The organism is Paenibacillus sp. FSL L8-0641, from assembly GCF_038006265.1.
GTDB classification, from domain to species: Bacteria; Bacillota; Bacilli; order Paenibacillales; family Paenibacillaceae; genus Paenibacillus; species Paenibacillus polymyxa_D.
Genome location: NZ_JBBOUW010000001.1, coordinates 1291789 through 1305631, shown reverse-complemented (window position 1 = coordinate 1305631; position 13843 = coordinate 1291789). Strand labels below are relative to the sequence as shown.

Annotated in this window: 12 protein-coding genes; 2 read left to right on the top strand and 10 right to left on the bottom strand. The window is 47.6% G+C overall.

Annotation, left to right across the window (positions count from 1 at the left end; translation table 11 throughout):
• Window positions 1-93 precede the first annotated feature (93 nt).
• The 5 genes from mmsB to MKY16_RS05820 form a co-directional block, all read right to left on the bottom strand.
• Window positions 94-1257, bottom strand: coding sequence for a multiple monosaccharide ABC transporter permease (gene mmsB / locus MKY16_RS05840; protein ID WP_340954558.1), 1164 nt, complete (start codon window positions 1255-1257; stop codon window positions 94-96).
• On the bottom strand, window positions 1241-2791 hold the full coding sequence (gene mmsA, locus MKY16_RS05835) for a multiple monosaccharide ABC transporter ATP-binding protein (RefSeq protein WP_029516133.1): 1551 nt from the start codon (window positions 2789-2791) through the stop codon (window positions 1241-1243). The genes mmsB and mmsA overlap by 17 nt, the downstream gene beginning before the upstream one ends.
• A 32-nt stretch (window positions 2792-2823) precedes the next feature.
• Entirely contained in the window at window positions 2824-3909 is a 1086-nt protein-coding gene (gene chvE, locus MKY16_RS05830) for a multiple monosaccharide ABC transporter substrate-binding protein (protein ID WP_069011527.1), read from the bottom strand.
• Between the two features lie 409 nt (window positions 3910-4318).
• Complete coding sequence (locus tag MKY16_RS05825; protein ID WP_340933875.1) at window positions 4319-4651, bottom strand: nucleoside triphosphate pyrophosphohydrolase; 333 nt, start codon at window positions 4649-4651, stop codon at window positions 4319-4321.
• A gap of 76 nt (window positions 4652-4727) precedes the next feature.
• The gene (locus MKY16_RS05820; RefSeq protein ID WP_340954555.1) at window positions 4728-5267 is read right to left on the bottom strand and encodes a hypothetical protein; all 540 of its coding nucleotides are present in this window, start codon (window positions 5265-5267) and stop codon (window positions 4728-4730) included.
• A 353-nt stretch (window positions 5268-5620) separates the two neighbouring features.
• On the opposite strand from MKY16_RS05820, the gene MKY16_RS05815 reads away from it, so the two are divergent.
• Window positions 5621-5968: a helix-turn-helix domain-containing protein gene (locus tag MKY16_RS05815; RefSeq protein WP_029516129.1), complete on the top strand. Its 348-nt coding sequence runs from the start codon at window positions 5621-5623 to the stop codon at window positions 5966-5968.
• 41 nt (window positions 5969-6009) lie between these two features.
• Here MKY16_RS05815 and hcp read toward each other — a convergent pair whose 3' ends face one another.
• The 4 genes from hcp to MKY16_RS05795 form a co-directional block, all read right to left on the bottom strand.
• Window positions 6010-7302, bottom strand: coding sequence for a hydroxylamine reductase (gene hcp, locus MKY16_RS05810; RefSeq protein ID WP_028543172.1), 1293 nt, complete (start codon window positions 7300-7302; stop codon window positions 6010-6012).
• 145 nt (window positions 7303-7447) lie between these two features.
• Window positions 7448-8749: a response regulator gene (locus MKY16_RS05805; protein ID WP_069010373.1), complete on the bottom strand. Its 1302-nt coding sequence runs from the start codon at window positions 8747-8749 to the stop codon at window positions 7448-7450.
• Complete coding sequence (locus MKY16_RS05800) at window positions 8700-10700, bottom strand: cache domain-containing sensor histidine kinase (protein ID WP_340954553.1); 2001 nt, start codon at window positions 10698-10700, stop codon at window positions 8700-8702. Before MKY16_RS05800 ends, MKY16_RS05805 begins: the two co-directional genes overlap by 50 nt.
• Before the next feature lie 34 nt (window positions 10701-10734).
• On the bottom strand, window positions 10735-11742 hold the full coding sequence (locus MKY16_RS05795) for a substrate-binding domain-containing protein (protein WP_029516126.1): 1008 nt from the start codon (window positions 11740-11742) through the stop codon (window positions 10735-10737).
• A 217-nt stretch (window positions 11743-11959) separates the two neighbouring features.
• Here MKY16_RS05795 and MKY16_RS05790 point away from each other — a divergent pair, with 217 nt between their 5' ends.
• A complete protein-coding gene (locus MKY16_RS05790; RefSeq protein WP_165144524.1) occupies window positions 11960-13186 on the top strand; it encodes an acyltransferase in 1227 nt (408 codons plus the stop codon).
• 180 nt (window positions 13187-13366) lie between these two features.
• Here the strand turns inward: MKY16_RS05790 and MKY16_RS05785 are convergent, their stop codons facing one another.
• Window positions 13367-13636, bottom strand: coding sequence for an aspartyl-phosphate phosphatase Spo0E family protein (locus MKY16_RS05785; protein WP_141695431.1), 270 nt, complete (start codon window positions 13634-13636; stop codon window positions 13367-13369).
• Window positions 13637-13843: the final 207 nt, after the last annotated feature.

Here is a 13843-nt window from a genome sequence, read left to right as displayed (position 1 = left end):
ATAGCCACAAGACCAAACAAGCAAGAAAACCTCCAGCATCCACATTTCTAGTGGAACTGGAGGTTTTCTTGTTTTACGATACCGAATCTGAGCTTAAGCAGATCTTTTGTTTTTGTTGTAAATATCGAAGGCAACCGCCAGCAGCAGCACCAAGCCCTTGATGCCTTGCTGCCAGTCAATACCCAGACCGATCAGAGACATACCGTTATTCAGTACGCCCATAACCAAACCACCGATAATGGCTCCAAAAACGGTTCCGATCCCGCCGGATGCCGAAGCACCGCCGATAAAGCAAGCCGCGATGGCATCCAGCTCGAAGTTCGTACCCGCTCTCGGCGTAGCCGCGTTCAGACGTGCAGCAAAGATCAGACCGGAAATGGCGGCCAGCACGCCCATGTTGACGAATACCCAGAACGTTACCTTTTTCGTTTTGACACCGGACAGACCCGCTGCCTTTTCATTTCCACCCAACGCATACACATGACGACCCATAATCGTGCGGTTCATGACGAAGGAGTACACAACGATCAGTATGAACAGCAGCACGAGGATGTTAGGTATCCCTGCGTAGCTCGCGAGCATAAAGGTGAACAGATTGATGACCGCAGCTACCACAATCAGCTTGAGTACAAATAATGTCTGTGACGGAACCTCAAATCCATATTTAAGCTGAGAACGACGTTCGCGAATTTCGTTCACGATAAACCATACCGTGAGCGCAATGCCGACAATGATCGATACCAGGTTATAACCGGTAGATGATACATCCGGCAGGAAGCCTGAGCTGATTTTCTGGAAGCCCCCCGGAAATGGAGAGATCGATTGGCCTTCCAGTACGATCATTGTCAATCCGCGGAAGAGCAACATCCCCGCCAATGTAACGATAAATGCCGGAATCCGTACATAAGCAACCCAGAACCCTTGCCATGCGCCGATTAACGCCCCGACCAGCAAGGATGCAATGACAGCGATCCAAGCTGGAAGCTGCCAATCGACCATCATTATGGCGGCAACCGCACCGACAAAAGCAGCTATGGAGCCGACGGACAAATCAATATGTCCAGTGATGATGACCAGCACCATCCCGATGGCCAGCACGAGAATATAGCTGTTTTGCAGAATCAGATTGGTAATATTAATCGGCTTCAACAGCAGGCCGCCCGTCAGCACCTCGAACAAAATCATAATGACGACCAGCGCAATCATCATGCCATATTGGCGGATGTTATTTTTAAATAGTTTAGTTATGGTTTCCATGCTTCACGCCTCCTGACTTGGTCATATATCTCATCAACGTTTCCTGCGACGCGTCCTCACGGCTAACCTCTCCAGTGATCCGCCCAGCATTCATGACATAAATCCGGTCACACAAACCTAGTACCTCTGGTAGCTCGGACGAAATGACCAGCACTCCCTTGCCTTCAGCGGCAAGTCGATGAATAATCGTATAAATTTCATATTTGGCACCCACATCAATGCCGCGTGTCGGCTCATCCAGAATCAGAATATCCGGCCCGGCGAAAATCCATTTGCTCAGCACCACCTTCTGCTGATTGCCGCCACTCAGGTTACCCGTTTTCTGTAAAATGCTCGGTGCTTTGATGTTCATGCTTTTTTTCATTTCCTCTGCAACAACGACTTCCTCCTGCTCATTGACGACAGCACCCTTCGTCAGCTTGTTCAGGCCAGTCAGCGAAATATTACGCTTGATATCATCCATCAAAATGAGGCCATACTCCTTGCGATCCTCTGTCACATAGGCAAAGCCGTTGTTGATCGCGTCTGTAACCGTGTTGTTCTGGATCGGCTTGCCGTCTTTAATCAGCTGACCGGAAATGTTGCGTCCGTATGACTTGCCAAACACGCTCATCGCCAGCTCGGTCCGTCCCGCTCCCATCAGCCCGGCAATACCGACAATTTCACCGCGACGGATGTTCAAATTCACCTGATCCAGCACCTTGCGGTCTGCATGATGCTCGTGATACACCGTCCAATCCTTCACTTCCAGAACGACTTTGCCAATCTCGGCATGACGCTCTGGATAACGGCTGGTCAGATCACGTCCAACCATCCCGCTAATGATCCGATCCTCCGTGACCTCATCCTTTTTCATATCCAGTGTCTCAATCGTCTTCCCGTCCCGCAAAATCGTAATCGAATCCGACACCTTTGCGACTTCATTCAGCTTGTGGGAGATGAGAATGCAGGAAATGCCCTGTCTTTTAAATTCCAGCATCAAATTAAGCAGATTTTCACTATCATCCTCATTCAACGCCGCTGTCGGTTCATCGAGAATAAGCAACTTTACCTTTTTAGAGAGCGCTTTCGCAATTTCGACCAGTTGTTGCTTCCCGACCCCGATGTTCGTAACTAATGTATTGGGATTCTCACTCAAACCGACCTTGGACAGCAGATCGCGTGTACCCACAAAAGTCTCTTTCCAATCAATCACGCCGCCGCTGGCGCGTTCGTTGCCCAGATAAATATTTTCCGCAATTGAGAGATACGGGATCAGCGCCAGCTCCTGATGGATAATGACAATGCCTAGTTCCTCGCTCTGCTTGATATCCTTGAACTCACACGTTTTGCCCTGGAAAACAATATCCCCTTCATAGGTTCCATGCGGATATACACCGCTTAGTACCTTCATCAGCGTCGACTTGCCCGCACCATTCTCACCGCACAAGGAATGGATTTCGCCTTCCTTGACCTTGAGATTTACATTTTCCAATGCCTTCACACCGGGAAAGGTTTTGGTAATTCCCTTCATTTCCAAAATGATTCCAGTCATGGGATACGCTCCTTTCGGTTGGATTCCTACTCTTATTTCAGTCCAATTTGCTCTTTGGTGTAATAGTGACTGCCGACAATATCCTTCTCCACATTCGTCCGATCTACCGAGATCGGATCAAGCAAGTAGGCAGGAATGACCTTTTTACCGTTGTTATAGGATTTGACGTCATTCACTTCCGCTTGTTTGCCCTGTAAAATGCTGTTGGCCATTACGACCGTTTGCTCAGCCAGCTTGCGGGTATCCTTAAATACAGTTTGCGTCTGCTCCCCAGCCACAATGGACTTGATGGAAGCCAGCTCCGCATCCTGCCCTGTAATGATCGGCAGCGGCTTGTTCGCTGATCCATATCCGACCCCTTTCAGGGATGAAATGATACCGATGCTAATGCCGTCATACGGGGATAGTACCGCGTCCAGATTGGCCCCTGAATAGTAGGCACTCAGCAGATTATCCATCCGCGACTGCGCTAAAGCTCCGTCCCATCGCAGTGTAGCGATCTGCGCCATCGTCATCTGCTTGCTGCGTACGACCAGCTTACCGGAATCAATGTACGGTTTAAGTACAGACATCGCACCATTAAAGAAGAAATAAGCGTTATTATCGTCCGGTGAACCACCGAACAGTTCGATATTGAAAGGGCCTTTGCCTTCCTTGAGTCCCAACTTTTTCTCAATATATGCCGCCTGTAGTACGCCCACCTTAAAGTTATCGAAAGTCGCATAATACGTCAGATACGGTGTGTTGCGAATCAGACGGTCGTAAGAAATGACCTGAATGCCTCGGTCATGTGCCTTCTGAATCACATCCGTCAGCGTGTTTCCGTCGACCGAAGCGATCACCATAACATTGACGCCCTTGGTGATCATATTTTCGATTTGGGAGATTTGGTTTTCTACTACGTCCTCGGCGTACTGTAAATCCGTTTTATAGCCTTGCTCCTGAAACAACCGAACCATATTTTCTCCGTCCCCTACCCAACGCTCGGACGATTTGGTCGGCATGGAAATGCCCACATAGCCTTTTTCCTTGCTGCCCGTTCCACTCTCCGCCAAATTACAGGCCGAAAGCATCAGGGCCAAAACCAGAAGCCAAACGACAACAGCTCCTTTTTTCATATGAAGTTCCCCTTTCCTCATGTGATGCGGGTCAATTTGAAGGTAAGGATTTTGCAAATCCTCAGGTTAGTGCTAATTAGAGTTGAGATGAGATAGCGCTTACATAAGTGAGGCAATGAGTGCCTCTCCTTTTTTTATGTGCAAACACATGGTATCATTCCAGGCCGGGAAAGGTCTTTGCTGGTTTTGAACTTTTTTTATAAAATTTTAACCTTTGTGATGGGGGGAGTTAGAAGTTGGAGAAGATAAAATGAAACTCGTTGACTAAATAATCATATGGCTTGTAAATAAATTAAAATAACTTCCACTTTGTAAATTTTTCGCTATACTAGGTGCTTAAAAAGAGACAAAAAAGGTAGCTCCAATTATCAAGCTCCCCTTTTGAATGTGCTATCCTTGAAATATTTAGTTAACTTTTATCTTCATCTACATCAATTAAAAACACCCGCTCCTGAAAGCCACCCCGTGCCTCGGCTTTGTCTGCCCGCAGCTTGTCCAGCTCTGCCGCATTCGTCCCATGTACTTCTGCCAGCGCCCGGATGACTTCCAGCATATCCGCCAGTTCTTCCAGCGCTTCCTGATCTTTGTCCGCTTCAAAATATTCCCCGGCTTCTTCACGAAGCTTCGTTCGCAGTTCCTGCTTATATTCCTCAGGGTCCAAAATGCGTGTCCGACATTCCTTGCCCTGAGACATAATGAGGTGCGGAATCCGATCCCGCACCAGTTTGTTGTATGTAGGCATATGAAATAACACCCTTTCTGATATGGAGGTGTTAGCCATCATCCAACATCTTCCTTTTCGTCATTATATCATTAGCTCAGAAAGAACCGGGTATTATTGATAAAAGATCTACCGATTCATTGAACGGACTTTCTTTATAAATCGATGGATACCGCTTAGACGGATCAGCTACGATCCGCTGTGACAGAGACTCTAGAATAGAGTCCGTTTTATAAAGCAACTTGTCTACTTCCTCCTGTCTCATCGTTTCCTCGGATGCTTCATCCTCTCCCGAAACCAGATAATGTACCGTACCGATAAACAGCACCATATCTAAATTGGGCTCAGCATCTGTGTGAATTAAAGGGAATAGGTCAGTCATGGATCGAATGTACGATGGAATGATCTGGTTTCGATGAACATACATGGCCTTAGCCATAGAAAACATTGCTCGATCACAAAGAATGAGACAGTTTTGAAACTGATTATGGTCGCGCATCATCTGTGCAAGCTTGATCTGGTATTCGGCAAGCTTTTGAAAATCCATCATGCAATTGAATATGTAGGTGTCGCTGTACTTAGGCAATTTGAAATCAGAATCATTATGTAGTTGGGGACTTAAGGAGTAATGTTTCATGGGGAATCAACTCCTGAATTAAAATTTCATAAATAAGGGTCTTGCAAAATCCTGAAACAAATGTGAGCAACGTAGCACAAATATGTAACCATCAAGATGTATAATTTTCTAGCTACCGGACAAGCTTCCTAATAAATATTACTATATAGTAGTTTTTAATTCAATTTACTTACTAACACTTATTAATTAGATGTAACTCTTTCTCTACACTTCTAACTAGAGGATTTTGCAAAATCCAACAAGCGACTTCCAATAATAATATATAGGTCGTGATGATCTAGTTCGTCTATATATTGCACTTTGGAGCGATTGGAATCGATTTTGTAGAACCCTTACTATAGAGAGGTGTATTCATGTCAGAACTTTTGGAATTAGTCGGTACACGTATTCGAGATATTCGAAAGTCTAAAGGGCTTTCCCAAGAAGCTTTAGCCGAAAAAGCAGGATTCAATTCGAGTTATATTGGATTTATTGAGCGAGCGGAGAGAAATATATCTTTGAAAAATCTGGAGAAAATAGCGAAGGCATTGAACGTGGGCGTCTATCAGTTGCTTACATATGTGAAGGACAATGATGAGCTTACCGAAGAACATTCAAGTATAAAAACCATTTTAACTCTCCTAAGAACTCGTGAATCCAAAGATACTGAACTAGCATTAAAGATTCTTACGGACATCTTTATAAGAATCGATGAACGATGAAACAAAAAAGGAACTGCACTTTGCAGTTCCCCACCAATCTCTTACGACAATGCCAACATCGCTTTCATATCTTCCTCTGCGGTCGTAATTAGCTTCAAGCCAAACATCTCCACCAGCACATCCAGTACACCAGAAGAAATAAACTCAGGCGGCTTCGGCCCAATGCGAATATCCTGGATGCCAAGGCTGAACAAGCCCAGCAGAATGGCAACCGCTTTTTGCTCAAACCAGGACAGAACAATGCTGACAGGCAGCTCGTTCACCGTACAGCCGAATGCATCCGCCAATGCCAGAGCAATTTTCACAGTAGAACCCGAATTGTTGCATTGCCCCAAATCAATATAACGCGGAATGCCGGTATCTCCAACGGTGCCATAATCCACGTCATTGAAGCGGAATTTACCACAAGATGTGGTCAGAATGACCGTATCGTTCGGCAAGGATGTAGCCAGCTCGCGATAATAGTTGCCGCCTTTGCCTGGTGCGTCGCAGCCTGCGATGACGAAGAAACGGCGGATATGTCCGTCTTTAACGGCCTGAATAATCTCAGGAGCCAGCCCGATAACTGTCTCATGATGATATCCCGTTGTAAGCACCTGCTCTGAATCTACATCTGCGGCTGGCAGAGCCAACGCGCGCTCGATCAATGGTGAAAAGTCGTCGTCCATGATCTTGGCTACTCCCTCCAGCCCGGCTACTTCATAAGAGAAGAAGCGGTCTGCATACGTGCCTTTAATCGGCATAACACAGTTCGTCGTAGCCAGAATTGCGCCCGGGAACTCTTCGAACAGTCTACGCTGATCGTACCAGGCTTTACCGATATTCCCTTTGAGATGTGCATATTTCTTCAATGCCGGATAACCGTGAGCAGGCAGCATTTCCGAGTGAGTATAGATATTAATGCCCTTGCCCTCTGTCTGCCGCAGCAATTCCTCCAGCGCATACAGATTATGTCCGGTCACGACGATGCATTGGCCTTCGATTTTATTTTGGCTGACCGTAATCGGCTGCGGAATGCCAAAACGATCCGTATGCGCACGATCCAGCACATCCATGATCCGTACAGCCGCATTTCCGACCTTCATCGCCATTTCCAAATGCTCTTGTACATTAAAGTTAGAATTGGTTAAGGTCATATATAACGCTTCATGCGTGATGCGATCTACCTCAGGATCGGTATAGCCCAACTGGCGAGCATGTGTCGCATAGGCAGCAATCCCTTTTAATGCAAAAATCATCGTATCCTGCAAGCTCGCTATCGTCTCATCTTTCCCGCACACCCCAACTACTTTACACCCGCCACTCGGCGTCTGTTCACACTGATAACAAAACATATCGTTTTCCTCCAAATATTTATAGATATTTGTTCGTTATCCCCAGCGTAACAAACCCCTGAATGCGTAGGTGTGATTACACACACATTTTTTTAGCATTTATCATCATAGAACAGTGTAGGACAATTCCACATGCCAATCATTCCTACTCCAGCGAATTTTCCTGAATTCCCCCGCCTTTACGGTACTGCACAGGGGACACACCCATGGTCTTTTTAAAAGCGGTGCTAAAATAGTGCTGACTGTCGTAACCCGTACGTTCTGCTATATCATAGATAGACAACGTCGTGGAATCCAGTAGCTGCACTGCTTTACGGATACGGGCACGCGTGACGAGGGTCACGAAACTGTCGTTGAGCTCCTTTTTGAGCACACGGCTGAGATATACGGCGGATACCTGTAGCCGCGAGGCAAGGGCTTCCAGCGTCAACTCCCGATCGGCGTAGCCTTCCTGAATAAGCTGCCGAGCACGGCGTACGATGGGAGACAGCTGCGATTCGCCATACACCCGATCCCGACACATCCGGTACGCATCCATTGCGCCTTCCAGCCCACCCGCGTTGGATTCCACATGCGTATGAACCGCTATATTCAGGTAGCGTCCAATCGCCTGCTCTATGGAAGCGCCAATCGTCTCGGGTGCCTCCTGCCACAGGCATATGCCGATCAGCCCGTTCGCATCGCGGAACAACACATGTGGCAGGTCCTCCAGCAGTTCGCCAATAATATTTTCAGCGGCAAAAAGAAACAACTGTCGGTCATTCTCGCGCATAATCGTCTGCCGGGCCTCTGCCGCTGGCCACCGTACGACACCGATCTGAGCAGGCGGCCGCGATGGAAGCCGTAAAAACGCCAACTGCTCCATGACATCTATGCCCGTATGTTGCCCTTCCAGCCATTCCAGGCAAAACCGCTGGCGCAACAACGGAATATTCCGCTCAATCTGCCCGGCAGCTTGTTCTACATAGGCGGCACGCTTACGCTCTTCCTCGAGCCGCTGACCGAGCCGTGACAGCGCAGCGTGAAGCTGCTCAGCATCTACCGGCTTCAAGATATAATCCTCTACGCCAAGTCGGACTGCCTCCTGCGCATAAGCAAATTCATCATGCCCGGAAATGATTAGACAGCGGCACTCCGGACGTACTTCCCGCAGCCGACGAATCAGTTCAATCCCGTCCATGAACGGCATATTCATATCGACCAGCATGATATCTATGCGAAGCTGACCCACCAGCTCCAGCGCTTCTTCACCATCCTCCGCCTCAGCTGCAACCTCCATGCCGAGTGCCGCCCAGTCTATGCAATCCCGTATCCCCTCTCGGATGATCGGCTCATCATCTGCGATCAATACTTGGTAACGCTGTGCTGTCCCTGTTATCACTTCCGTTATGGCCTGGTCAATCAGACTCACCGTCGTTGAGTTGTCTCTGCCCTTTGATTTCGTCATCCTGACCCTCTCCTTTTTCATGCGGCTTCTTCAGTTGCGCCATATCCAGCAGCAGCGGATGAATGATCGTCACGCAGGTGCCTGCTCCTTCTTTACTATCCAGTACAATTCCATATTCCTCACCAAAAGATAGCCGGATACGCGCTTGTACATTCAGCATGCCGTAGCTTCTACCATTTGTACTAGCCCCACTTTGCTTCTGCTGTCCTTCCATCGCCTCCAGCGGTATTTCCAGCAATTCACGCAGCTCACGCAGCCTTTCTGCCGCCATCCCTGCGCCATCATCACGCACCGTCAGCAGCAGCTTGTCGCCTTCAGCTTTAGCTTCTATCCAAATCGTGCCTGGGCCACGTCTGGCCTTGATGCCGTGATAAATCGCATTTTCCACTACAGGCTGAAGCATCAACTTCAACACGAACAGATCCTTTAGCTCGTCGGGTACATTCAACTCCCAGCGAAGTCGGTCACGATAGCGGGTTTGCTGGATTTGCATATAGCTAGATATATGCTCAATCTCGGAGCGCAGCGGAATAAAGTCATCCCCCTTGCTCAGCCCGAGACGAAACAATCTCGATAGCGCTCCTACCATGTCAGATACGTCGTCTACTCCATTTCTTCGGGCCATCCAATGAATCGTATCTAGCGTATTGTATAGAAAATGGGGCTTAATATGCTCCTGAAGGCTGCGTAGCTCGGCATCCCGTTTTTGCCGTTCTCTCAGTTCGCTAAGTGACATGAGACGGCGAATTTGCTCCAGCATCCGGTTAAAGCTCCGCCCCAGCATTCCGACTTCATCCCCACGGTCACTCCATTGGCGAACTGTAAGATCCCCTGTCTCTGCCGTCCGCATATAGGACATCAGCCGGAAAATTGGCTGCGCAATGGAACTCGACAATCGCAAGGATGCCGTTAAGCCAAATAGACATACAATGAAAACAAAACAGACGACATAGAACTGAATTTGTCGCACTTCCAGTGTAGATTCGCGTGCCGGGAATACCCCCACTGTTCTCCAGCCCGTGAATTCGGAAGCCCTGAACATGAACAGCAATTCCCTGCCCCCAGCTTCACGGGTAAACATCCCGCTGTCACCTGCCCCGAACCATTGCAGTGGAATGCGCTCAATCAAAGGCATATCCGGCCTGTACACGCTGCGTCCCTCAGCATCTGTCACCATTAAATACCCACTTTTGCCCAAGGTTACATCTCTGGCGGCCTGCGACACAGCCCGTAGCTTGAGGTCAATCATTATCGCGCCTAGCACGCGTCCGGTTTCCGAATCCGTAACCGAACGAACGACGGAGACAATTTCACTGTCCTTGTACCGGACATGAGTGGTCACATTACGGTGGCTCGGCTGTCCTAGCACAGTGAATATGCCTGCATGCTGCGCCGCCTGTTGGTACCAATCTTCTTCCGTCAGGCTACGCGTGCTTCGAGCATACATTTCGTTGCTGATATAGTCGCCTTTTTCGTTCACGATCAGAATCCCTGCAATTTCAGGATATAACGTAGTATAGCCCTGCAAAAATTGCTTCATTTTATACAGCGTATCCTGCTCCTGTACAGAACTTAATGCCTGCTTGGAGCTGAGAGCCTGATTTTGCGCCGAGTTCTGAGTCTGCTCCCCCTGGTTTTCCGGTGTTATTACACTCGCATGACCTGCGTGGCCGTCAGCCAGCGTCTTCCCTTTCCAGAACTCCCCGATATCGGGGTTAAAAGCAATCAGATACGTCATGTTCTGCAAATTTTCCATTTTGGTGTCCAGTGCTTCATTTACCTTGCCAATCAACTGCATCGTATGGTCTTCCACCTGCCGCTCAATAATCCGTTCCACCGTCCAATTGACCAGCAGACCTAATCCCAGCGAAGGTACAATGCCAAACAACAGGAACAGAAGCATCAGCTGATAACGTAAGGGCATATTGCGCAAGCGTAACCGCGGCATCATGTGGTGCACTCCTAGCTGGATACGCTTCCAAAATTTATTTCGCATAATAATCATCTACATTCGCCTGGGTGACAACAGAGATTCCAGTGTCTACCCGCACGGGCAGCGGAGTGTTGTCTCCAGTGGAAGAAGGCGCAGGAGTCGTCAAATGATGATGCAGATGGAACAGATATTGAAGCGACCAATAGCCCATATTCCATGTTCCCTGGGCAATTGTTGCCGAGATTGTGCCACCACGAATCATATCCAATGTCGCTTTATTCGTATCAAAAGAAATGATTTTCAGCGGGTGGCTGTTTTTTTGACTCAGTACCGCTTCACCTACACCTATTCCTCCCGTTGCTTCGGTCACAAAAATGCCCGCCAGTTTCGGATAAGCTTTCATCAGCCTTTGCGACTCATCCCGGGAGACCATCGCGTCTGCGCGGCCATCCGCTACTTCCACCACCTTCATGGCAGGATACTGCCGCTGTATGGTATCGCGAAAGCCACGCAAGCGTTCCTCATGATTTTGCTGACCGGGTAGCGTCAAAACAGCGACTTGACCTTCTCGTCCCAACAGCTCTGCCATTTTATCCGCAGCGGTCACGCCCGCCTTATAATTATCCGTGCCCAAAAAAGAATACGCCCGACTCCCCGGCGCTTCGGCATCAAACAGTACCACAGGAATGCCCGCATCCAGCGCCTTATTAATTACCGGAATCAGAGAGTGAGGATCAATCGCTGATATGGCAATCCCTGCGGGCTTACGAGCAATCGCCTGCTCAATAACGGTCGTCTGCTCCTGCGCATCATAACGGGTAGCTCCCCGATACTCCACAGTCACTCCCAAAGCATCTCCTGCATCCTCGAAACCCTTGAGCCCGCTTTTCCAATACTCCAAGCCAGACTGGAAGGTAATCATCATATAGGTTTCTCCGATGCTGCCTCGTAGCCCCTTATCTTCCCAAGTACCATTCAACGGGCCAGTTTGTTCATACCTGAACACATAGAGAGCAAAGGCCGCAATCAACAGCATATATACCAGCAGCGTTTTTTTCATCCTTCCTCTCCTTTTCCTGTGTGTATCCTTAAGTTATAAATTCACTTTAATTTATTCTGTTTCACTTAGATTGTAAACGCAATCATATTAAATTGGAACTACTTCACTCTTCTTACTTTCAGGTGGCGTTAATCCTGCACTAATGTTTCTACGTTACAATACCTACAATTGTGCTAGGAAAAACATATGCGTATCTTGAGGAAAAGGAGTGATATGGATGAGCAAGCCGCGTATCGCGGAGTGGACAGAACTACGGGGTCTTGCCTACCTCGCTGTCGTGCTTCAGCATTGCATTGGCGAATATATTTATCGCAGCGACATCCAACAGCCAGATTCCGTTATGCTCGCGATGCTGTATCATTTGACACGTTTTGGCACACCGACGTTCGTTTTCCTGTCTGCGGCGCTGCTTTTTTATAATGGTAACAAACCGATTGGCTACCCTCGCTATATTGGCAGGCGGTTTCGAGATATTTATGTTCCTTTCCTCTGCTGGACGGTTATTTATTGGGTATGTACTCAAAACTGGTCAACGGCGCAGTGGGGAAATATTTATTTTTACAAAGGTATGTTCGAGGAAATGATCATCCCCGTCAGCGGATATCATCTATGGTTTGTAGTGATGATCTTTCAGTTTTATATTTTGTTTCCTTTATTTTCAAAAGCAGCCGGGCAGGTTCAAGCGTTTCTACGCCGTTACAGCACGAAAAGACGCAAACAGCTTGTTTTGGCTGTTATGCTGATTGCCGCTGCGGCTTACGCTTTGTTGTTACAATGGTCCTACTATGACATGTCTGCATGGAGCACTGGGTTGCCGTCCTTTTGGCAGACTCTGTTAGATTACCGCACTTATAACTTTGTTATGTATTTTTTCTATTTTATGCTGGGCGCAGTGTGCGCCTATATGACGGACACCTGGCGGGGATTGGCCCAACAGACGTTACCGTGGAATGTATTTGTCTTTATTGGTCTATTCATGCTTATGGGTCACACAATGCTGATCCAGTCGGGTGATACGATCAATCTCAATATTTCTACTTATTTGAAACCAAGCACCTTCGTGCTGATTGTCTCGCAGTTGCTTTTGTTGTATGGACTGCTGCTTCATTTGCAAAAAGATACGCGATCCGAGCCGTTTCGCCGTATGCTGAACTGGATCGGACGCTATTCCTTCGGAGGATATCTGGCCCATGCGCTCGTGCTGTCCTTCATATCCTACTACACCCGCCCGCTTGCACTGGGTGATCATCATTTTACAGCTACGCTCATTACGTTTGTCGTCGTGGCAAGTGTTTCTCTGGGCATCAGCTGGCTCTTTGCCCATCTGCCCGGCGGCAACTGGATTGTTGGCTCCAAAGGCAGACAGCGGTTGAACTGGCATTCGTTTCGTTTCCAGTTCCTTTCCTCTAAGCGCGCTTCCAAAAGCACGCAGGAGCTTGGCTAAACTTGTGCGTCTGTGTTTCAGCATGGGGTTATAAATCCAATGGACTTTGGCAGGGCTCTCTTATGGAGCTCTGCTTTTTTGTTGCCTTAGTATGCTGCCCCCAAAAAAGTGATTAACATTTTATGACATGAATATGTATTTTATTTTAAAATAAGTCATTATATAGAATAATAATAAACATTACGTGGGAGAAGTCACAGTTTTGCATAAAGAGAAAGGGGAGGATGGACTGAACATAACATCGTCGTTGTTAATGATCTGATCCAAAACATGGTGAGGCTGCTTTCTGGTCTGATACATACGGTTGTACTGATTAATCAGTTCATCCAAAAGCATAGACTGTTCAAGTACACAAGCATGTCCGAAGCCATACTCTGCGTAAAGATCATGCAAGTGTTGTCTGGCGTGTTCCATTTGTTGAATTAACGTTTCCGTTTTATCCCTGTTCATCCTGCATACCTCCTATTGAATCTTATTTTAAGGAGGGATGTCCAACTACTTAAGAACCTTTTTTGAATCAAAAAATTACAAAATAATACAAAAAAAGACCAGCAATAAGCTGGTCCAGGGTAATAAATTAGTGCTTGGTCAAGATCCACCAACGTGTCCTTGTGTTTGGATTGTGTCATGGCTTAGATTTCCAGCCTGGGCTGGTAC

Bases quoted from the DNA above. Each gene is read 5' to 3' on its own strand.
- mmsB (WP_340954558.1), bottom strand. From the start codon at position 1,257: ATGGAAACCATAACTAAACTATTTAAAAATAACATCCGCCAATATGGC.
- mmsA (WP_029516133.1), bottom strand. From the start codon at position 2,791: ATGACTGGAATCATTTTGGAAATGAAGGGAATTACCAAAACCTTTCCC.
- chvE (WP_069011527.1), bottom strand. From the start codon at position 3,909: ATGAAAAAAGGAGCTGTTGTCGTTTGGCTTCTGGTTTTGGCCCTGATG.
- MKY16_RS05825 (WP_340933875.1), bottom strand. From the start codon at position 4,651: ATGCCTACATACAACAAACTGGTGCGGGATCGGATTCCGCACCTCATT.
- MKY16_RS05820 (WP_340954555.1), bottom strand. From the start codon at position 5,267: ATGAAACATTACTCCTTAAGTCCCCAACTACATAATGATTCTGATTTC.
- MKY16_RS05815 (WP_029516129.1), top strand. From the start codon at position 5,621: ATGTCAGAACTTTTGGAATTAGTCGGTACACGTATTCGAGATATTCGA.
- hcp (WP_028543172.1), bottom strand. From the start codon at position 7,302: ATGTTTTGTTATCAGTGTGAACAGACGCCGAGTGGCGGGTGTAAAGTA.
- MKY16_RS05805 (WP_069010373.1), bottom strand. From the start codon at position 8,749: ATGACGAAATCAAAGGGCAGAGACAACTCAACGACGGTGAGTCTGATT.
- MKY16_RS05800 (WP_340954553.1), bottom strand. From the start codon at position 10,700: ATGATGCCGCGGTTACGCTTGCGCAATATGCCCTTACGTTATCAGCTG.
- MKY16_RS05795 (WP_029516126.1), bottom strand. From the start codon at position 11,742: ATGAAAAAAACGCTGCTGGTATATATGCTGTTGATTGCGGCCTTTGCT.
- MKY16_RS05790 (WP_165144524.1), top strand. From the start codon at position 11,960: ATGAGCAAGCCGCGTATCGCGGAGTGGACAGAACTACGGGGTCTTGCC.
- MKY16_RS05785 (WP_141695431.1), bottom strand. From the start codon at position 13,636: ATGAACAGGGATAAAACGGAAACGTTAATTCAACAAATGGAACACGCC.